Genomic DNA, 21553 nt, shown 5'->3' with positions numbered 1-21553 from the left:
TTAGAACAATGAAGTTGATTCTATAGTTTCGCAAATGAAGGTGCAAATATATTAAATTTAAAGGGCTACCGTAATGTGTAGCCCCTTTTTTTGTTTTTATTTTCTCACGCTAACAGCGTTTTTATGTGCATGTAGCCCCTCCAGTTCGGCCAAGATCTCTACGGTAGATCCGATTTGGCTTAAGCCCTCGGCGTTGATGTGCTGGAAGGTTATCTTTTTGACAAAAGAATCCACGGACACCCCGGAATAGGACCGGGCATATCCGGAGGTGGGCAAGGTGTGGTTGGTGCCCGATGCATAGTCACCAGCGCTCTCGGGAGTCAGGTGGCCTAAAAACACGGATCCAGCATTGCTGATATAGCGTGTCAAGCTTTCCCACTGGTCGGTTTCCAAAATCAAATGCTCCGGCGCATAGCGGTTGGAGAAACGCATGGCTTCCTGCAAACTGTCGGCCTTAATGGCGTAAGAGTTGGCGATTGCCATTTTCGCAATCTCTGCCCGAGGCAGGATCTGCAATTGCTCATCGAGCTTACTGTTGACAGCCGCTAGCAGCTCTTCAGACGTAGACACGAGTACGGCTTGGCTATCGGGTCCATGTTCGGCCTGTGCCAATAGATCGGCGGCTACATAGGCCGGATTTGCGGTCTCATCGGCTATGACCAATACTTCCGATGGGCCGGCAGGCATATCGATGCTGACATTGCTCATGCCCTGCACCAAGCTCTTTGCCTTGGTGACAAACTGGTTGCCGGGGCCAAATATCTTATCCACCTTGGGGATGCTTTCTGTGCCGAAGGCCATCGCCGCAACGGCCTGTGCGCCACCTGAAAGGTAGATGCGATCGATCTTCAACAGCTGCAGGCAATAGGCCACGAAGCCATTGATCTTGCCGCTTTGTTGCGGTGGCGAGCAAACGACAATCTCCTTGCAACCGGCAATACGGGCAGGTACGCCAAGCATCAGCAAGGTGCTAGGCAGTACGGCGGATCCGCCAGGTATGTAGAGCCCTACCTTTTCAATAGGACGCACCTCGCGCCAGCATTTTACGCCGGGCATGGTTTCTACCGTACGCTCACGACGCAGCTGCGTGCTGTGGAATTTATGTATATTTTGAAAAGCGATTTCCAACGCCCGCTGCTGGTCGCGTGTAATCGTCATCGCCAACTCTTCGATATCAGATTTTTCCAGATAAAGCTGCTGTAGCTCTACCTTATCAAACTTGCTGGCAAAACTGCGCAGGGCGGCATCGCCATCTTGCCGTACCTCTGCAATGATCTGCTGCACGGCATCTTGGATCGCATGGGTGTCATCTGTGTTACGGGCAACCAAGGCCTCCAGTGCAGCATCGGACAGATCAGTTAACGTATACTGCTTCAGCATTATAAAATGATTTTTTCAATCGGCATTACAACAATTCCTTGCGCACCTGCCGCTTTCAATGTATTTATCTTGTCCCAAAAATCGTCTTCTGTGATGACGGTATGTACCGCTACCCAACCCTCTTCTGCTAGTGGAACCACGGTAGGGCTCTTTACGCCATGCAACAGCTCCGTGATCTGCGGGAGGTTTATTTTCTCGACGTTCAAGACCACATATTTTGTTTCCTTGGCCCGCAATACCGACTGTATGCGCTGCAACAGCTCGCAAAGAATCGGGTTTTCCGAAATTCCTTCACGACCGATCAGGATAGCTTCCGAACTGCGTACATCGGCGAAAGGTTTCAATCCATTACTTTTCAAAGTGCCGCCCGTCGATACAATATCACATATGGCGTCGCTCAAACCGAGACCTGGCGCAATTTCTACCGATCCGGAGATCTCGCGGATGTCGGCTTGGATTTTATATTCGTCAAGAAACTGCTGTAGGATAACAGGGTAGGAGGTGGCAATGGCTTTGCCATTAAGATCGCTAAGCTCTTGTACGTCAGAATCTTTGGGGATGGCAATTTTTAAGGTGCAACGCCCAAAGCCAAGACGTTGTAGGTAGGTTACTTTAGCCTCGCTTTCGTCGATCACATTCTCGCCAACGATGCCTAGATCGGCAATGCCCTGTGCTACATAGCCGGGAATATCATCGTCGCGCAGAAAAAGGATTTCGAGGTTAAAGTTGTTGACGGTAGTGATGAGGGAGCTTTTATAGTTTTCAAAATCAAGTCCACAGTTTTTTAAAAGCTGTACTGATTTTTCATTTAATCTACCCGATTTCTGGATAGCTATCTTAAGATTTTTCAAAATATAAGGTTTTTGTTGTAAAACGTTTATTAATAAAAGAAGTATAACTCGGGGTACTTTGCTTCACGTAGAAACACATAACATTACATATCGCCAATCTGGCGATGATGAAAATGGATGTGATGTGTGAACAAATGAGTCATTGTTTATTAAAAACGTAACAAATGTAAGTTATTGCTATATGTTTTGCAAATTAAGGGTGTTAAATTTCGGAAAACTTTTGATCAAGGCTGCTGCGCGCGCCATTGTACTTTGGTTATTTCATATTCGAACTGCATAGTGCTCGGATCAACGGGAGCTGGATATGCCTTGGTCTTTAACGCACCCAATTTGCCTAAGGCCGCTTGGGAACGGAAATTGTGTTCCCGCACGTGAAAGATCACGGTATCCACAAATTGAAAAGCATGGTCAAGCAACATAGCCTTTACCGTCCTGTTCGTGATGCCGCCCCAGTATGATTTAGCCAAAAAGGTAAAGCCTATGGCGATATGGCTGGCCGCGGCGTCATACTGATAATAGGAGGTAGCACCGATGACAACATGGCGGGCCTTATCGATGATCAGAAAGGGCATATCCGTTTCCATAAGCTTCGTGAAGTACACATGAAAGCCATCGGGCTGGTAACGATTGGCATCGGGATGTTGCGCCCAAATCTCCGGATCTGACCCCACTTGAAACAGGCGTTCGTAATCGCTTGGCTGAAGTGGTTCCAAGGCGATATCGCTGTTTTCCAATGTTTGAAATTCCATGTTACTTGATGATACGTTTAATCTTATTGGAGCGTTTGATCAACTTGTGCAGACCTTCGTAATCCTCGCCATCGATTTTATTGTACAGGTTTTGAAGCTGCTTGATGTGCTCTTCGAGCACTTCCAAAACGTTGGAGCGATTTTGTTTGAAAATCGGCGTCCACATTTCTGGAGATGATTTAGCTAAGCGAACCGTTGACTGAAAGCCTGATCCCGCCAATTCGAAAATCCGGCCTTGCGATTTTTCCTTTTCCAACACCGTAAGTGCTAAAGCAAAGGAGGTAAGGTGGGATATGTGCGATACATAGGCGGTGTGCATATCGTGCTCATCAGCATTCATAAAGGAGGTTTTCATCTCCAATTGATCGGTGAGCGCATCGGCTAGTTCAAAAGCATCTTCGTCGGTTTTAAAAGCTTCGACGTATACCATCACTTTGTCTTTGAAGAGATTCGGAATTGCAGCTTCGGGGCCTGAGTACTCGGTACCGGCCATGGGGTGAGCTGCCACGTAACGTCCCCGATTGGGGTGGTCGGCAATGAGGTGGAGGATATTGGTCTTTGTGGATCCCATGTCGATGATTACCTGATCGGTAACCTTGTCCAACAGACTCGGTAAAAGCGTCAAGATGGCATCTACAGGGATGGTGAGCACAATAATTTTGCAGCTCGCCAAGGCCTCATCCAACGATAGTATTTGGTCTACGAGTCCCAGCTGCAGGGCTTTCTTTTGGTTGGATTCATTTTTCTCCACACCAATGATCTGCTCGCAAAAGTTCGTTTCTTTCAAACGGATACCAATTGACCCGCCGATCAAACCGATACCAACAATGGCTATGTTCATTTTTAAAAGTAAAAATTTAAAAGTAAAAATTAAAAAAAACTAAGGCGTTAACGCTATTCAATTACTACTCGCCTTCAGCTTCCTTTTGTGCATCCAAGATGCGTGCAATAGCACGATCTAAAACATCTTCATGGGCGCATAGGCTGATGCGAATGTAGCTGTCGCCAGCCGAGCCGAAGATTCCGCCCGGCGTGATGAACACTTGGGCGTCGTAAAGCACCTCGTCGCTCAACGCATAGGCATCTTGATAAGTAGCCGGTATTTTGGCCCAAACAAATAGACCTACTTGCGCCGTATCGTACCTGCAGCCCAGAAGATCCATGATGGCATAGACTTTTTCTCGACGTCGTGTATACACCGCATTCAACTCGCTGTACCAACTTTTGTCTAGCTGTAGAGCCTTTGCAGCAGCCAACTGCATGGGCAGAAACATGCCCGAGTCCATATTGCTTTTAAAGCGTAAGACATCGTTAATACGTGCTTGATCGCCCACTAGCATACCGATACGCCACCCCGCCATGTTCGACGATTTGCTCAACGAGTTGAGCTCTATGGCGACCTCTTTTGCACCATCCACGGACATGATGCTTTGTGGATGCTCGTTGAGGATAAAGCTGTAGGGGTTATCGTGGCAGATTAATATCTGATGTTTCTTTCCAAAGGCGATCAGCTGCTCGAAAAGTGCTTTCGTCGCCAAGGCGCCCGTAGGCATATGCGGATAATTGATCCACATGATTTTGACGGCCGATAGATCGAGCAGCTCCAGTTCCTCAAAATCGGGCTGCCAGTTTCTTTCTGCTTTCAGCTCGTAGGGAATAGCTGTAGCACCCGCAACCTTCACGGCGCTGCTATACGCAGGATAGCCGGGGTTTGGGATGAGTACCTGATCGCCCTCTTGTAGGTAGGTCATACAAATGTGTACAATACCTTCTTTTGAGCCTATCAGCGGCATAATTTCCGTTTGTGGATCTAAGGTCACGCCATAGTAGCGTGCATACCAATCTGCCATGGCCTCTCGCAGTGCCGGTGCTCCCTTATAATTTTGATAGCCATGTACGGTTGCCTTACTTGCCTCCTCCTGTAAAACCTGTATAACGGTTGGGTGAGGGGGCAGGTCAGGACTTCCGATGCCTAAGTTAATCACTTGGGCTCCAGCTTTGTTCATCGCGTCGATCTCGCGTAGCTTTTTCGAAAAGTAGTATTCTTCTGTCTGTTTTAGCCTGCTGGCAACTTCAATATACATACTGTTTGTTTTGAAATTTAGCGCCTAAATTACAGATTTAAAGCAATAAATAACTCTATTAAAGCGATTTTATCAATTCTGTGCAACAATATGTATGCTTCTCGGGTCAATTTGTTAACGCTCGTTCTTTTTTATTACTTTTGTAGCCTGAATAAAATACATGAAGACATACTTTAGACTGTTATCCTTTGCGAAACCTATCGAAAAATACGCCATCCCGTATATCATCTGCACGGTGGTGACGGTAGTTTTCGGGACGCTTAATTTGGCGCTGCTAGCGCCATTGTTGCAGGTACTTTTCAAAGGGACGGGGGATGCCGATCTGGCGCCTGCGGAATTGGCGCAGAAGCCTGACGGCTTGGATGATATCGGAGGTTGGTTTACCTACTATGCGGATAAGCTGTACTATGATATTGGGCCATTTGAAGCCTTGAAATATGTCTGTATCGTTATCGTGGCTTCGGTTTTTATCAGCAATCTTTTCCGGTATTTTTCGCAGCGCATTATGGAAAACTTGCGTATACATACCCTGCTCAATCTGCGGAAATCTGTTTTCAACAACGTGATGGATCTACATTTAGGCTATTTTACGAACAGTAGAAAAGGCGATATTATTTCCAAGATTGCATCTGATGTGCAGGTGGTACAATTTTCCGTGACCTCGACCTTGCAGGTAGCCTTCAAAGAACCCTTGCAACTCATTGCTTACATCGTGGTACTGTTTGCGCTTTCTGCAAAGCTTACATTGTTCTCCTTGGCCGTTATTCCTGTTTCGGCTTTTTTTATTTCTAGGATTGTCAAAAAGCTGCGTGAGCAGGCGCGTGAAGGGCAGAAATCCTATGCCAATATGATTTCCTACTTGGATGAAGCATTGTCGGGCATTAAAATTATCAAAGCGTTTAACGGAACCTTATTCGTGAAAGATCGATTCAATGGTGAAAGTGAATATTACTCGAAGATTATGCGACGCATGGTGCGCAGACAACAGATGGGCTCACCTGTGTCGGAGCTGTTGGGCGTTCTGATGGTGGCGGTAATCTTGTTGTATGGAGGTGGCTTGGTGCTGGATGGACAAGGCGATCTGAAAGCCTCCGAATTTATCACGTACATCGCCATATTCTCGCAAGTTATGCGTCCTGCGAAAGCATTGACGGATGCTTTTTCTAGCATCCATAACGGTATTGCGGCCGGTGAGCGTGTTTTGGATCTTGTCGATGAGCGCAGTGTGGTGACTGATAAGCCAGATGCCGTTGCTTTGACCGGATTTGACCAATCGATTGTTTTCCGGGATGTGGATTTTTCTTACGAAGAGAAGCAGATCCTGAACCAGATCAATCTAGAAATCCCTAAAGGAAAAACAGTGGCCTTGGTGGGGCCATCGGGCGGCGGGAAATCGACCTTGATCGACTTGATTCCGCGTTTTATGGATGTAAAAGACGGAAGCATTACCTTAGACGGCGTAGATTTGCGCGATGTAAAACAGGACTCCCTACGTAACCTCATCGGGACGGTAAACCAAGAATCTATTTTGTTTAACGATACGATTTTTAATAACATCGCCTTTGCGAAGACTGATGCGACGATGGAAGAGGTGGAACATGCAGCCAAGATTGCCAACGCGCATGAATTTATTGTGAAAACGGAAGAGGGTTACCAAACGAATATTGGCGATCGGGGAGCAAAATTGTCGGGTGGACAGCGTCAGCGTATCTGTATTGCACGGGCGGTGCTCCGCAATCCGCCGATCATGCTGCTGGACGAAGCGACCTCGGCCTTGGATACGGAATCGGAAAAACTGGTGCAGGACTCCCTGTACAAATTAATGGAAAATAGGACGACGGTGGTCATCGCTCACCGCTTGAGCACCATTCAAAATGCAGATAAAATTGTGGTGATCGAAGCTGGTCGGGTGGTGGAGGAAGGAAGCCACCTCGAACTGGTGAATAAACAAGGATTATATAAACGATTGATAGACATGCAACAATTTGTTGATTAACATAGAAAAGCGGTTTCAAAATCGCTTTTTTCTTTGCTAATTGGTACATTTGTTTAGTTAGGAGGCTGAAATGAATGCAACGCAAAAACTTGATTTTTTGATTCAAGATAAGAATTTAGATGCGGACTTAAAACGTATTGCCCTTAAAGTGTTTCACGCTGAACGCATTACCTTTGAAGAGGGTGTTTTACTATACGAACGTGGCGAGTTAGGCTATCTGGGCGTTTTAGCAAACTATATCCGAGAAAAGAGGCATGGCGACTATACTTACTTCAATAGAAATTTTCATATAGAGCCCACGAACGTATGTGTGTACGACTGTAAATTTTGTGCCTATTCGCGCTTGATCAAGCAACGTGACGAAGGCTGGGAGATGGATGTCGACGGGATGATGGACATTATTCGTAAATACGACGATGAGCCAGTTACCGAAGTACATATCACGGGTGGGGTAGTGCCCAAACAAAACCTCGATTTCTACGCTGAGTTCTTTAAGCGCTGTAAAGCACATCGCCCAAGCCTACATATCAAGGGGCTTACTCCAGTGGAATATTATTATATTTTTAAGAAGGCAAAGCTGACACATTACGAAGGTATGAAGTATCTGAAAGAATGTGGACTGGATTCTATGCCGGGTGGCGGAGCAGAGATTTTTCACGCGGATGTACGGGAGAAAATTGCGGGCGATAAATGTACAGCCGAACAATGGCTGGACATTCACGAGCAAGCCCATAGCTTGGGGATGCGTACCAATGCGACCATGCTCTATGGGCATATCGAAGAGTTTTGGCACCGCGTAGACCATATGGAACGTTTGCGACAGTTGCAAGATAAAACGGGCGGATTCCAAACGTTTATTCCGCTGAAATTTCGTAACCAAGGTCATCAAATGTCTGATATTCCCGAAGTATCGGTTATCGAAGATTTGCGTAACTACGCGATAGCGCGTATCTATATGGATAACTTTGACCACATCAAAGCTTACTGGGCGATGATATCCCGAGACACGGCGCAGCTGTCTTTAGCTTTCGGAGTGGATGATATCGACGGCACGCTGGATGATACCACGAAGATCTATTCGATGGCTGGTGCTGAAGAACAACATCCGGGTATGAGCACGCAGCAGGTGGTGGAGCTAATCAAAAATGTGGGTAGACACCCCATTGAGCGCGACACGCTGTATCAAGTGGTTACCGATTATCAGGATCACGTTTTCGAAACAGCTAAAAAGGCAAACTATTATTCGTTACCCGTAGTGGAGTAATTATATCAATTTTGAAGAAGACTTTCTATTTTATACGACACGGACAGACCGACCTTAATCTCAAAGGTATTGTGCAGGGCAGAGGGGTAAATTCACCCTTGAATGAAACAGGTTTTAAGCAGGCGGAAGCATTTTATGAGGCTTTTAAAGATGTTCCTTTTGATAAGGTCTATACATCGACTTTGCTACGAACAAAACAAACGGTGCAGCAGTTTCTCGATGACGGTATTCCCACGGAAGAACTGATCGGGCTCGATGAGATCTCTTGGGGTATCTACGAAGGCAAGGAGCAGGACGAAGTTATTATGACGGGCTTTGAGAAGGTCGTCGCTTCTTGGCGCAATGGCGAGCTAGATCTCAGCATCGAAGAGGGCGAATCGCCCAACGCTTTAGTTGCCCGGCAGAAAGAAGCGATACAGCATATGTTGACCCGTACCGATGAGGAAACGATTTTGGTATGCATGCATGGACGCGCCTTGCGTATTATGCTATGTCATCTCACGGATGTGGACGTTTGCCTTATGGATGATTTCCCACATACCAACACGGCGCTATATGTCTTGGAATATGATCAAGAGAAATTTACGATCGTAGACCACTACAATGTCAAACACCTAGCGAATTTATAAATGAAGAAAATAAGCGTATCCGCTGTTTCTTATACAAATACCCTCCCATTTTTACAAGGTATCAGAAACTCGGATGTGATGAATGCCATCGATCTATCGGTGGACTATCCCAGTGCATGTGCACAAAAGGTGATCGATGATGTGGTGGATATGGGGATTATCCCTATTGCTGCCTTGTTGAAACTGCCTGAATACCATATTATAGGCGATTATTGCATCGGTAGCGATGGTGCCGTTGACTCGGTATTTATTTTTTCACAAAAGCCAATAACAGAAATTCAGTCTCTACGATTGGATGTACAATCGCGGACCTCTAATGGCTTGGCCCGTATTTTACTGAAGCACCACTGGAAACGGGACGTAGAAATTGTTACCGAAGGTGATGCTGATGCCTATGTGCTTATTGGTGATCGAACATTTGGGAAGAAGGATTCGATGCCTTATGTGTATGATCTTGGACAGTATTGGAAGGAGATGACAGGACTTCCATTTGCTTATGCCGTATGGGTATCTAATAAGCAATTGCCTGAGGAATTTACCGAAGCATTTAACCGGGCTTTGGCCGATGGTGTTTCGCACCCGGAAGATGTGATTGCCGGCCTACCGATCTACCCTAATTTTGATTATAAAAAATATCTGACGGAGAACTTAGATTTTCACCTAACAGCAGAAAAAAGAGAAGCAATCAAGCGGTATTTAGCGCTTTACAAGGAGTTGTAGTCTGCAGCTGCAAAAGGTTATAAAAAGTAAAAGCCAAACGATTTTCGTTTGGCTTTTACGGTCTAAAACGGTTCCCTTATTATTTCAAGAATCCATAAAGGAAGGATTGGCTGTCACTTTGTAGTCGGATACCGCCAAGAGGAACGGTGACTGCTGGCGAACTGCTATCGATCCAATCTAAGAGGAAGGGGCCTTTTAGGATATACTCTTCGAGTACACGCAGTTGTGCTAAACGTGTTGTCCAGTTGCCGTTGGAATAGTCGCGCCGCGCGTTGGATAAGGTCAACAGGTTTTGCTGCAAGCTGTAGTTGAACGACATGTCAGCCACAAAGTTGCTCGTGCCGGATGAGTAATACACCGATAAGGTAGCTTGCGTTTCCGATATAATCTTGAATTCCATATACCGTATCGCGCGATTTGTGCTGGTGAAGTTGGCGTTCAATGTAGCCCATACTTCGTTGAAGGCCGAGCTAACACCTGCCGGAAGGCTGTTGGTTGTGGTACCTATGGTGCTGTAGGTTTTGTTGAATCCAAACTGTAGGTAAAGCGGAAATACCGGTGTAGGGTTGCTTTCCACGGCGGATGTGCTGCCATTGGTGCGCATGGTATAGCTGTTTGTATTGGCATTCCATGCTATGGCTTGTACCGATGCATCGTTAAAGGTGAGCTGCGCAGGTACAATGCCTTCTGGGCTGTAGGCGAAGGAGGAAGAAACACTGCTGATGGTTGTTCCATCGGCCTCCAACTTGCTTAACGTCACCGTACGGTTGTTTACATCGATGGCGAAAGCTACTTTATCTGCTCCATTAGCGACATACAAGTTGCTGTTGCTTTGTAAAAATGTGCGTAGGTTCTCGCGTGATGCTTGAAGTCTTCCGCCTAAAAAAGCTTCCTCTTCGGTTTCATTGGCGCGGATCAAGGTTAAGATGGCGGCATTTTTATTGCCCTGAAGCACGACGGTATCGCCTGAAAACTTCACAAAGCTGAAATCGTTGTCGCCTTTCAGGCCTTGTCCATTGGTTCCTCCATTAACCGAATTTTGCGGATCTGCAAAGACGGAAATATAGTTGTAGGTGTCAAATAGCAAGCTTGGCCGTTGCAAAGCTTTTAAGCGGTAACTGCTGCTGCCCAATGTGCCTGATGCAGCATCGGTGAAATCTGATAACATGTGCACACGGCCCTCGCTATCGAATTGCATAAAGAGGGCAAAGGTCTTCCCATCAACGGTCTCAAGCGATGCTTTATAGCCATGTGGCGCTTCCGTCAGAAAAGCAAGGCTGCTGGCTAGGTATTCGCTTAGGCGGCTATCTGGATCCTGCAGGATGGGATCATCCTCTTTCTTACATGCACTGAAGCTGAGCAGCGCGGCGAGGAAAATAAATATAGAGGTATTTCTAATCTTCATAATTAATAAGTGTTTCTTAACAAACCATAGATGTAATTTGTTGCATCGTCTTCCCGTATCATCTTAGCGAAGTCCGTAGGATAGGCGCCGCCATCGGACCAGCCATAGTGAAAGGTCTTGCCGTCGAAGTAGTTTAGTAGATCCGCTACGTAGGTGCGAATGGTGTTTGCATTCCCACCTGCTGTACTGTTCAGATCGGTTGACGTACCCACATAGGTAAATGTGCTGCGTTTGGTGGTCGGCTCTTCGGTGTAGTCAAATCGGAAATCGGCATTGAATACCGATGTTGGGTTCGCTGGATTCCGATATTTGAGGCGCAACATCATTTTTCCTTGCTGGTAATAGATTACGTTCACATCTTCTAGGTAGCGACCGGCATTACCTAAGGTGCCCAAAGAGCTGGATGCGGTTTGAAAGCTCTCTTTGAATTTTGCCGACCAATTTGTTTCGTCTGTCGTGACGGAGGTAAACAACACGCTGTTGCTACGTCCAAAACCTAAACGCTCGAAGGCGGATGGCGGAGGCGATAGCTTATTGATCGCAGCCTCCGTTTTTGCTTGCAGGTCGTAGAGGTTGATATTCCATGTTTGGCGGAAGTAGTTTAGTACAATCTGTTGTTTCTGCCTTATTTTCTGTACACCATCTGCATTACTGATCGAGCTGATGATGTTTTCAAAAGGTTGGTAACCTTGTGTCAGCATGATAGCGGCAATCTCCACGAAGTCTTCATCTGGGGCAGACATGGCGTAAGAGGAGATAAAGCCTTTGTTTCGCGCATCGGTAACACTGACCTGATTCCAGGTAGAGGTATAGTCTGCCGGTGTGATGGCTTCAAACTCTCTAGGGTACATGATGGTTTGGTGCAAGATATGCGCAAATTCGTGATGGATGGTTTTTAGCATGGCTTGTACCAGGTCTCGATCTTTTAGATCAAACCAGTTAACCCGGTAAAGCACAATCTTGGCTCCGGCTTCGGCCGTTCCCAAGGTGATCGTACCCGAGGTATTGTACTCTGGACTTCCTACCAAAAGATATTGCCTAGGTGCAAACTTCTTAATGAAGTCGGCTCCTGCTATTTCAATATAGGGCTCGATCCATCCTTGTTTTACCATCTCCATGACGGGCACAATCTTATCTTCCTGCGGCGGAACCAAGTTGTTTACGAAGCTAACTTCGGATGGCGTCCATCGGTAGAGGACATCAATGTTGTAGGGTACCGTGAAGGTTTGGTAAATGTAATTGTCTATTTCATTTTTTACCCATTTTTCACCGCCCAAACCAACGATCTCTTTATCTAAATTCTCTTCCTTGCTGCAGGCCATTCCCAAAAAGGCGATGCTGGCAAGTAGTGTATATGTGACTATTCTTCTAATTTTCATAATACGGTACTAATCGTTTTCAGGTCTTGGATTAAGCTCTACGTTGGATAGTTTTACTTCTTCTGGTAGTTGCAATACGCGGCGTAGGTCGTCTGCCGGCAGGCTGATGCTAGCACCACCGTACACGGCATGCGTTACCGGAATATTATAACGTAGGATATCAAACCAGCGTAGGCCCTCGTGCATAAACTCGGCGCGTCTAAATTGCAGGCATGACTGGATCAGTCCTTCTTGGAATACGGCATCTGTGTATTGTTCCTCGGGCAGCTCATTGTAGAAGTAGGTTTTTATTTTCTGTTTGTCGATCGTACGAGAACTGCTGTAATCCGCTACTTTAATGCGATTTTTTGCATAGGCATTCAAATCGGCCATGGCCGATTCATACTGACCAAGATATGCTAACGCTTCAGCACGACTTAAGAGCACCTCTTCCGTAGAAAATAGGGGAACCATATTGTATCCCACGCCGGTGGTGGCATTGATGCTTGTACGCACGAAATGCTCCATAAATTTCCGGGTGTAGAACGACTGGCTACTTAATGACCAAGTGCGGATAGCGGTTAAGTTGCCGGCGACGGTGCCTTGAATAACGCTGTTTAATAGAGCTGATGTGGTAGAATAGCGGTACTGACGGAATCGGCGTGCCCACCAAGAGGTGGTTTCTCCCAACAGAATGTTTGCACGCTCATCGGATTTGGTGTATTCATACGCAAATTCTTCTGAACCAAAAGCGGCGTACCGACCGTTCATATCGCGCATATTGTTTGCGATATTTCCCTCTGGGAAGGCGAGATTGGCATGGTTTACCACTTGAGCATAATCTTTCTTGAAAAGGTAGAAACGTACTGCAAAAGCGTGCGCTGCTTTTCTGGTAAAATGATAGGACGGCGTTTTATAGTTGTCGACGATCAAAGGTAGGCCTGCAACTAAATCGCGCTCTATTTTTTCGTAGACACTGCTCACGGTATTGCGTTCGTAATTTTTCCAAACCACCGTTTCAGGAATCTCCACATAGGGAACACCCATGTCAACGCCAGAAGTGCTGTTGTTGTAGAATTTGGCAAATAAATTGACCAACATGAAGTGCGCGTAGGCGCGTGCTACCAGTGCTTCGCCTTTTTTTGAGGCAAACTCGGCTGGATCGCCCGCGTCGGCAATAGCCTTCAGCACTTCATTGGCTGCAGCAATAGCACGGTATGCATTGTTCCAGTAGTAGATCGGCGAATCTTGATTGACAGCAGTCACATCGCGCCACGCGTAACCATTGGTGTTCGTTTCATCGTTGGTGCCCATCCCAAAGTTATCGGTCACATTATCGCTCATCGCCTCACAAAAGGTGATGTAGTTGCCTGATGGGTAGGCCGAGACAAGGAGCTCGGAAAGCTTCTCCCCATTGTTTAATAGTGTCCGTTGGTCGGGCAATTGATCTAAATATTTTTCACAGCCCGTAAACGGGAGGGCAATAAAAAGAAGAATAGGATATATAAGTTTTCTTTTCATGGTCTAGATTCCAATTTTTAGGGTTAAGGTAAATTGTTTAGGCATCGGATTGGCTACACCGCCGGAATTGAAAAATTCCGGATCTTGGCCTTTTAGCCCTTTGTCGGCATAGATCAGCCACACGTTGTTGGCATTGAGTGCTGTTGATAATGATTTTACACCCAGCTTGTTGCTGATGCTGTTGGGCAACAAATAGTTTAGCGCGATGGTCTTCAAACGAACGAAGGAACCGTCGACGACGCGCATATCTGAGAAGTTGTAGTTGTTGTACGGATATACACTACCTAGGGCTTGCTCAACCTGTCCATCAATGATAGAAGGAATATTCGTTGTTGTCTCGTCGCCCGGCATTGTCCAGCGATCCAAGAACTCGCGAGGCGTAGCATCTAGATCACTATATGAGGTCTTGAAAACCCGATCTAAACGTATTTTATTACCCCACTGGTAGGTTACGAAAACATTTAAACTAACGCCTTTATAGGAAACAACGTTGGAAAGACCTCCGGTGTACAAGGGGTCTACCGATCCTTCTAGCTTCAGGTAATCCGTGTTTGTGCTTTGCAAATAGACATTGGGACTCGTCTCGCCTAGATGGTTTACGAAGTTGGGAACACCGGTGTAGGGATCTAAACCGGCAAATTGAACGGAGTATAGACCGCGAACAGGACCGTCTATTTTCGGGCCTCCTTCAGGAATCACTAAGTCGAAAATACGCGGTAGGCTGCGTAGATTGGTGATCTTGTTTTTCACATAGCCTAAGGTAAAGTTTGTTCTATATTTCCAGTTTGACTCTCGAAACCAAGCCATGCCCAAGGTGATATCTACCCCGTTGGAGGTCATATCGGCATAGTTTGCCGATTTTGTTGCCTGCCCACCGATTCCGGATGTGCGTACACTGTTGATCAGTTCAAAACCATCGCGGTGGAAGTAGTCTGCCGAGAGGGTTAAGCGGTTGTTGAAGACGCCCACGTCAAGACCAACGTTGCGCTCATATTGTTTTTCCCAAGTGAGCTCTTGGTTTTCCAAGGCGGTGATGGTGATTTTTGATTCTGTCTCCGAAAGATAAGGTCGGTTGGTTTGTGTATTGCTGAATAGCGCTGTGGAGTTGCGCGCGTTTCCGATATTGGCCGTAAGACCATAGCTACCACGAACTTTCAACATGGAGATCTGCGGTAGGTTTTCCATGAATGGCTCTTCATCCACATTCCAAGCACCTGAGAATGTCCAAGTAGGTAACCATCTCGCGGCACGCGTATCGCCCATTTTGTTGGATCCGTCGTAGCGACTGGCAAAACTGAACACATAGCGGCTTTTGTAATCGTACTGTAGATTGCCGAAAAAGGAAACAAAACGATCGTAATTGTAGTCCATACCAAAATAGTTATAGTTTCCTTCTAGCATCTGTTTGATGATGCGGTAGTCGGTGAACGGCACGCCGCCTTTATCATACTGATAACCGTAGCCATTGTTGTAGCTAGACTGTCTATCGGCGAAACGGATATCTTGCCCCACGAACACATTCAAGCCGTGGTCTTGAAACATTTTTGTATTGTACTGTAGGGTATGGCGCCCGTAGTAGCTTTTTAGCATGTCGTCGCCACGCATGTAAAAGCCTCCTTCAGGAAGAACAACCTGTGCTTCTTGATAGGGTTTGTCGGGATCGTTGTATAAGAAGTTGTTGCGATCGCGGATGGTCGAATTGTTGGCCGCCCGATAAGCACCCGACATGTTTGAGTACTCGGTGATCATGTTTTCGCGACTTGTTTTTACGTAACGTACCGATCCAAGAGCCTTATACTCTAAGTTTTTTAAAATCTTAACGCCTAATTCACCTTGGATTTTGAAATCCACCATATTCACCATGATCTTGTTGTTATCCAACTCATGGATGATATTGAAAGGGGCATAGTTGCGCGTAAAAAATTCAAGGTTCCCGTCTTCGTCATAGGCGGTAAGGGCACGACTGGTATTTAAGGCGTAGGAGTAGGGGTTAATGTCAAAATTACGTGTGTACTCGCCGCGAACAGCATCGTTTTCGCGGGCCAATGTTCCGGGGACGCGCTGATCACGAAGCGACCCGTTAACAATAACGCCTGCGGTTACGCGACTGCCTAGATTATAGTCGGAACGCATATTTCCAGTGAAGCGTTTCACATTATCGGCAATGGTATAACCATTGTCGTGGTAGTAACTTCCGGAGAAATAATGCCGGGCTTTTTCCGTTCCGGACGAGATACCGATGGAATGCTCTTGTACAAAGGAATTTCGAAATAAAAGATCAAACCAGTCGGTATTTGCACGAGCATAGCGACTCAAAAATTGTTCACGTGCTTCGGTGCTATTTTCCAACATAAAGTTGCCTGTTTGCTCATCGTAGGTGTTGATGAGGTCATACATCTTGGTATAGATACCACCGTTGGATCGGCGAAGAGAGGGAGCGAAATTAAAAAGTCCTTTACGATCCATTTCGGAATAGACGGACATTTGGTCCGAGGAATTCATGATGTTGAAGGTCGAGTAGGAGGGCTTGAGGTAGGTGGAGAAGTTGGCATTATAGCTGACCAACGGTGCACCGACTTTTCCTTTCTTTGTGCTGATAACCACGACACCATTCATGGCTCTAGCGCCATACAGTGCAGTCGCAGATGCATCTTTAAGGATTTCAAAGGTTTCGATATCTTCGGCATTGATTCCTGCGACCGATGATCCGATCAAGGTCAAGGCATCACCGCTGGATAATTGATCGTTGGATATATTTACGATATCTTCTAGAACGACACCATCCACCACCCACAACGGTTTGTTGTCGCCAGTGATTGACGTAGCGCCGCGCACGCGAATTTTAGGTGCCGAGCCAAAGGTGCCTGATACGTTTTGAACCGATACGCCGGCTACACGGCCTTCGAGCATACGGCTGACGTCGGTCATCCCTTCGATTTTTGTGTCTTCCATTTTTACGGACGCCGATGCTCCGGTAAATAATTTCTTGCTGATGTTTTGAAAGCCGGTAACAACAACCTCATCCATTTCATTCTCATTGACTTGCAGCACAATACGCATGGCATCACCCTGATAGGGGCGTACCAATGTTTTGTAGCCTACCATAGAGAAGCTTAGGGAGGAATTGGCATTGCGTAGTCGGATGCTAAATGTTCCGTCGGCAGCACTGGAAACAGCATTGCTGCTACCAATTTCTTTGATGTTTACACCGGGAATTACCGTGCCGTATTCATCCATAATCTTACCGGTAGCGACCGCTTGCTGTACAGATGGCTCGCTGTGTTTTACCTCCATCTCGATCGTTTTTCGGGGTGCTACGGTAATAATTTCGTCTGTCAACGCATAACCAAAAGGTTGGTGCTCAAAAATGAGATCCAATGCCTTTTTGATGGGCATGTTTTTTAGTTCAACGGACACCGATTTTGATTTGGCCAAGTATTCGGCATTGATCATAAAATCGTAGGAAGTCTGTTTTTGCAGTTCCTTTAATGCATTTTTTAAGGGTACATTTCTTAGTGATAAGCTCACATTTTGCGCCATGGAGTTACCCAAAGCCTGTAGGTTAATGCACAGAAAAATAAAGAATGTTAATCTCATACAGATCTTGTTAATAAGGCTAGTTAAGTCTGTCTTTTTACTTTTTTTTCGGTGAAATTCAACAGTATATACTGTTTTATATTTCATAATTTTCACATTGTATAGCACAAAATATGCACGACGTTATCCTTAGATATCGTTATATTTGTACTAATAGGTTAGTTATTCTGTTTACTGATTCAGGATGAATGCCTTCATAACGTGACTAGGGGTGTTGCAACCATCCCTGGTCTTTTTTTTGGCTTGTGATGCGTACTATTTTTCCATATAGACCCTCCTTCCTTTCATAGAAAAATTATACGTGGTGTTGATGGATAAAACCTTTAAGAGCTTATCAAGCGCAACATCTTTGGATAGGTTTCCCTCGATGCGTATAGCGGGCAGCTTTCCTTCGTATGCAAACTTAATATCATACCAGCGCTCAATATCGCGCAGTACGACTTCCAATGGAGTTCCTGAAAAGATAAATCGTTTGCTTACCCATCCGGTATATTCCTCTGGCGATACCAGTTGTACGCGGATGTTCTTATCTTGAATGGTTGCCTGTTGATCTGGATGAAGGATGACCTTATCGGCTAAGGGTTGATCTACGCCGGTCACCTTAACAAGACCTTCTACCAAGGTCGTCGTTTCTTGTATTTCATCAGCATAAGACTTGACGTTGAATGTGGTTCCTAAAACTTCAATATCTTGTTTTGCCGTATGTACGAGGAAGGGCGCTTCCTTATTTTTAACCACTTCAAAATATCCCTCTCCATCTAAGAATACCTCCCTTTTGTTTTTCGCAAAAGTAAGTGGGAACCGTAGCGTAGATTCTGAATTTAGGTGTACTTTCGTTCCATCTTCCAACTGAAACTTGGTGAATCCACCTTTCGAAGTATGTATGCTATTAAACTGATTATTTAGCGTCGCTAAATCGTGGTTTTTGTAAACGAATTGAAGTTCCCCATTGTCTATACGAACAATTTCAAGTTCATCATTCTTGTATAGCGACCCGGATATGCTGTCTTGAATACTGATCACCTCGCCCGAAGGTAGGGTAATTTGGGATATGTTCTCGGAGGGGTACGTTGTAGATGCAGTTCGTTGTTCCTCTTGAGATTGCCCTTTCCAAAGGTAGAACGAGACAGCAAGGACACATAGCAGGCCTGCCGCAATACCGGATAGCGCAAGCCATGTTTTCGAGCGGATTCGTGGGATTGTGGTGCTGGCTTCAGTGGTCTCTGCAGAATGAGGTAGGCCATTCCATAACTTAGCGAGTTTGGCATCCCACAGCACTTGGGTTTCCGCTGATTTGGCTAAGCTGAACTCTTCCTTTAATCCCCATTCTGTTAAATAAGCGGACAAATCATTATCATCTACCTCCGATAGCTCTTGAAAAAAGCTGTCGAATTCCTCTTTGTCGAGTTGGTTGTTGAGAAAACGTTGAAGTCGGTCTTCAAATTCGGGTAATAAGGGCATAGTAGTATGACGTATACAAGTAATACGAAAGCTATCTTCGAAACACACTATTCAAAAAGTGTTTTTTTTAGTAAAAAATGTAGTGTGTTGATAAGTAGATGATTAGTAATGGTTTGTCGCCGTGTTCTTTCAATAATTGCCGTAAAGTTTTTAAAGCGGATACCAATTGGTTGCTGATCGTCGAAGGAGATATACCTAGGGCATCTGCTGCTTCTTGGTAGCTGTAGCCTTCCAATTTACAGAGACGGAAAATTTCTCGCCTTTGTGCGGGCAATTGTGCCAATACGTTTTCGATAAGTAGGTTTTGTTCTTTTAGTAGGAATGCTTCTTCTACGGAAAGCGCTAACTCTTCACCTTGTTCCCGTAGTTTTTCCTTTTTTCTTTCATCTTGTGCGATATGCCGTAGCGCATCTATGCTGCTGTGTGAGGCAATTTGGAAGATGTAGGCGTCGAAAGACTTGTCTATATCAATGGATTGGTGATTTTTCCAGATTTTAACAAAGGTTAGCTGTAAAATATCTTCAGCAAGGTCAATGTCTTTTATGATTTTGTAGATGAAGCTTAGCAAAGGCTGGGCATAACTGTCGTAGACGGCTTTAAAAGCAAGATAGTCGCCTGCTTTTAGTTTTTTCAATATTGGTTTGTCGATTTTTCCGCTGCCCATCACGTTTAGATGGTGCTAAGTTAACTTTATTTTTCGTTATGTTTGAGAGATGTAGTATAATTCAATAGAATATTACTGTTAAAGAAGAGTATTTCATGCATAACGCTCGGTTTCTGCTAACTACGAAAGATTTTTCGGAATAGTCTATTGGACTTTCTCGACTTTTGCATGCTATATATGCCTTGCTTTCCGGAAATTAGGAAGCTGATTGTGCATACGGCAATAAAGATTAATGCAGCATGCCAGCCAAAAAGCTCGATGGCCATGATACTACAAGCAATAGGTGTTTTTGTACAACCAGCAAAGACAGCTACAAATCCAGTAGCGGCGAGCAAGGCCAAGGGCAAGGGCAGAAGCAGCGCGAGCGCATTGCCTAGCGTGGCACCGATAAAGAATAGAGGTGTAACTTCGCCTCCTTTAAAGCCAGCGCTGAGCGTGATGGCCGTCAATAATATTTTTAGGAGGAAGTCGGTAGGAGGAAGTGCCGTTTCAAAAGAGGCGAGGATGGTCGGGATGCCGAGACCAATGTGCTTACTGCTGTGTAGACAAAATACGATCAAAAGCACTAGCAACCCGCCGATAAAGGGGCGTAACAGCGGATAGGAAATCTTTTGGAATAGGACGCTAAAACCCTCTGCCGTAAAAATAAATAGTCTTGCTGCTAGGCCAAAGGCGATGCCGGCCAGTAGTAGGTAGCCCGAAAGCGCAAATGAAAAGTTGGGTATCGATTGGATGGGGGTATAATGCGTGTGCAGATTGCCATAAAGTCCGCAAACTTCGTTTGCAAGGAATGCCGTAATTAATACGGGGAGCATAGCTCTCCATCGGATTTTTCCCACACGCACGACTTCTATGGCAAAGACGGTTCCTGCCCAAGGTGTGCCAAATAGAGATGCGAATCCTGCCGCCATACCGCATAATATCAAAATCCTTGTTTCTTGCTTTGACCAGCTGAACCAACGGCGGAACAGGCTGGCGATGGTGCCACCGTATTGTATCGCTGTGCCCTCGCGTCCGGCTGATCCTCCAAACAGGTGCGTGCCTAACGTGCTCAATAAAATCATAGGCGCCATTTTCCAAGGAATATCTACCTGTGGATCATAGTAAGATTTCAATAAGAGATTATTGCCCTGTTTCGCCGCGTCACCATATCGCTGGTACCAATAAACAATAGCCACACCAGCCAAGGGCAGGAAAAGTAGGATCCATAAATGTGCTTCACGAAAGGAGGTGACTTTTTGCAAGGTATACAAAAAGAATGCAGAGGTACTGCCAACTAAAAGGGCTATCATGGAAATAGCTAATATCCATTTGCCTATATTTTTAACGTCAGGAAGAGAGTGGTTTGCCATGCTATAAAAACTACACTAATCAATAGATCTGAACTATTCAAATTACGTAGACATCATCAGCTTTTTGGGCGGTTAAGGGCAGATATCATTGCCGCGGATAGTACGAAGATAGGAATTTTAATAAAAGCTTACAAGTAGCGCGATCCAGCCGATGATCATGAGTAAGCCACCGAGTGGGGTGACGGGGCCAAGAAAACGAAGGTTGACCTTCCAATAAGTGGCAAAGGAAAGTCCGTAGATACTCACCGAAAAGAGCAGGCTGCCAAACGCTATACCATAGAATGCCCATTGCTGCGCTGTTTGTGAGAAATCGTTGTTGTAGCCAACGATGAGCAGCGCCAATGCGGCATACATCTGATAGCGAACACCAACTTCAAAAGATTGTAGCTTGTCTTCGGTAAGTATTTTTTTGAAAAGATGCGCACCAAAAGCACCTAAGATAATAGCCAAGGTACCAAAGATAGCTGCTGTCGTTAAAACTATAGTTTGCATGGACAATGTGTTTTTATTTGTTTTATGCAA

17 protein-coding genes and 1 riboswitch are annotated in these 21553 nt (G+C 45.5%); of the genes, 4 read left to right on the top strand and 13 right to left on the bottom strand.

Going from position 1 to position 21553, the window contains the following annotated elements:
- Positions 1-96 precede the first annotated feature (96 nt).
- The 5 genes from hisD to SCB77_RS04270 all read right to left on the bottom strand — a co-directional run bounded on the left by hisD (position 97) and on the right by SCB77_RS04270 (position 5064).
- Entirely contained in the window at positions 97-1380 is a 1284-nt protein-coding gene (gene hisD / locus SCB77_RS04290) for a histidinol dehydrogenase (RefSeq protein WP_320185194.1), read from the bottom strand.
- Entirely contained in the window at positions 1380-2231 is an 852-nt protein-coding gene (hisG, locus tag SCB77_RS04285) for an ATP phosphoribosyltransferase (protein WP_320185193.1), read from the bottom strand. The genes hisD and hisG overlap by 1 nt, the downstream gene beginning before the upstream one ends.
- Positions 2232-2455: 224 nt before the next feature.
- Positions 2456-2980, bottom strand: a complete 525-nt coding sequence (locus tag SCB77_RS04280; protein WP_320185192.1) for a GNAT family N-acetyltransferase — start codon at positions 2978-2980, stop codon at positions 2456-2458.
- A gap of 1 nt (position 2981) precedes the next feature.
- A complete protein-coding gene (locus tag SCB77_RS04275; RefSeq protein ID WP_320185191.1) occupies positions 2982-3821 on the bottom strand; it encodes a prephenate dehydrogenase in 840 nt (279 codons plus the stop codon).
- Between the two features lie 64 nt (positions 3822-3885).
- The gene (locus tag SCB77_RS04270; protein ID WP_320185190.1) at positions 3886-5064 is read right to left on the bottom strand and encodes a pyridoxal phosphate-dependent aminotransferase; all 1179 of its coding nucleotides are present in this window, start codon (positions 5062-5064) and stop codon (positions 3886-3888) included.
- A 160-nt stretch (positions 5065-5224) separates the two neighbouring features.
- On the opposite strand from SCB77_RS04270, the gene SCB77_RS04265 reads away from it, so the two are divergent.
- The 4 genes from SCB77_RS04265 (at position 5225) to SCB77_RS04250 (ending at position 9673) form a co-directional block, all read left to right on the top strand.
- Positions 5225-7060, top strand: a complete 1836-nt coding sequence (locus SCB77_RS04265; RefSeq protein ID WP_320185189.1) for an ABC transporter ATP-binding protein — start codon at positions 5225-5227, stop codon at positions 7058-7060.
- A gap of 70 nt (positions 7061-7130) precedes the next feature.
- The gene (locus SCB77_RS04260) at positions 7131-8324 is read left to right on the top strand and encodes a radical SAM protein (RefSeq protein ID WP_320185188.1); all 1194 of its coding nucleotides are present in this window, start codon (positions 7131-7133) and stop codon (positions 8322-8324) included.
- Positions 8325-8335: 11 nt separating this feature from the next.
- Positions 8336-8953: a histidine phosphatase family protein gene (locus SCB77_RS04255; protein WP_320185187.1), complete on the top strand. Its 618-nt coding sequence runs from the start codon at positions 8336-8338 to the stop codon at positions 8951-8953.
- A complete protein-coding gene (locus SCB77_RS04250; protein ID WP_320185186.1) occupies positions 8954-9673 on the top strand; it encodes a menaquinone biosynthetic enzyme MqnA/MqnD family protein in 720 nt (239 codons plus the stop codon).
- A 79-nt stretch (positions 9674-9752) separates the two neighbouring features.
- Here SCB77_RS04250 and SCB77_RS04245 read toward each other — a convergent pair whose 3' ends face one another.
- From SCB77_RS04245 to SCB77_RS04210, 8 genes are all read right to left on the bottom strand, one after another.
- Positions 9753-11078: a DUF4302 domain-containing protein gene (locus SCB77_RS04245; RefSeq protein ID WP_320185185.1), complete on the bottom strand. Its 1326-nt coding sequence runs from the start codon at positions 11076-11078 to the stop codon at positions 9753-9755.
- Positions 11079-11080: 2 nt separating this feature from the next.
- Positions 11081-12457 (bottom strand): zinc-binding metallopeptidase, encoded by a 1377-nt coding sequence (locus SCB77_RS04240; protein ID WP_320185184.1) that lies wholly within the window; start codon positions 12455-12457, stop codon positions 11081-11083.
- Positions 12458-12466: 9 nt separating this feature from the next.
- On the bottom strand, positions 12467-13957 hold the full coding sequence (locus SCB77_RS04235) for a RagB/SusD family nutrient uptake outer membrane protein (protein WP_320185183.1): 1491 nt from the start codon (positions 13955-13957) through the stop codon (positions 12467-12469).
- A 3-nt stretch (positions 13958-13960) separates the two neighbouring features.
- Complete coding sequence (locus SCB77_RS04230) at positions 13961-17554, bottom strand: SusC/RagA family TonB-linked outer membrane protein (RefSeq protein ID WP_320185182.1); 3594 nt, start codon at positions 17552-17554, stop codon at positions 13961-13963.
- Between the two features lie 255 nt (positions 17555-17809).
- Positions 17810-19015, bottom strand: a complete 1206-nt coding sequence (locus tag SCB77_RS04225; RefSeq protein ID WP_320185181.1) for a FecR family protein — start codon at positions 19013-19015, stop codon at positions 17810-17812.
- Between the two features lie 67 nt (positions 19016-19082).
- On the bottom strand, positions 19083-19649 hold the full coding sequence (locus SCB77_RS04220; protein WP_320185180.1) for an RNA polymerase sigma factor: 567 nt from the start codon (positions 19647-19649) through the stop codon (positions 19083-19085).
- A 146-nt stretch (positions 19650-19795) separates the two neighbouring features.
- Positions 19796-21031: a chloride channel protein gene (locus SCB77_RS04215; RefSeq protein WP_320185179.1), complete on the bottom strand. Its 1236-nt coding sequence runs from the start codon at positions 21029-21031 to the stop codon at positions 19796-19798.
- A 40-nt stretch (positions 21032-21071) separates the two neighbouring features.
- Positions 21072-21133: riboswitch (Fluoride riboswitch) on the bottom strand.
- A gap of 15 nt (positions 21134-21148) precedes the next feature.
- A complete protein-coding gene (locus tag SCB77_RS04210; protein WP_320185178.1) occupies positions 21149-21523 on the bottom strand; it encodes a DUF423 domain-containing protein in 375 nt (124 codons plus the stop codon).
- Between the last annotated feature and the right edge of the window lie 30 nt (positions 21524-21553).

The sequence above is a fragment of the Sphingobacterium bambusae genome (genome assembly GCF_033955345.1).
GTDB classification, from domain to species: domain Bacteria; phylum Bacteroidota; class Bacteroidia; order Sphingobacteriales; family Sphingobacteriaceae; genus Sphingobacterium; species Sphingobacterium bambusae.
Note: the sequence above shows the minus strand (reverse complement) of the source record. Positions and strands in the feature narration are given on the sequence as shown.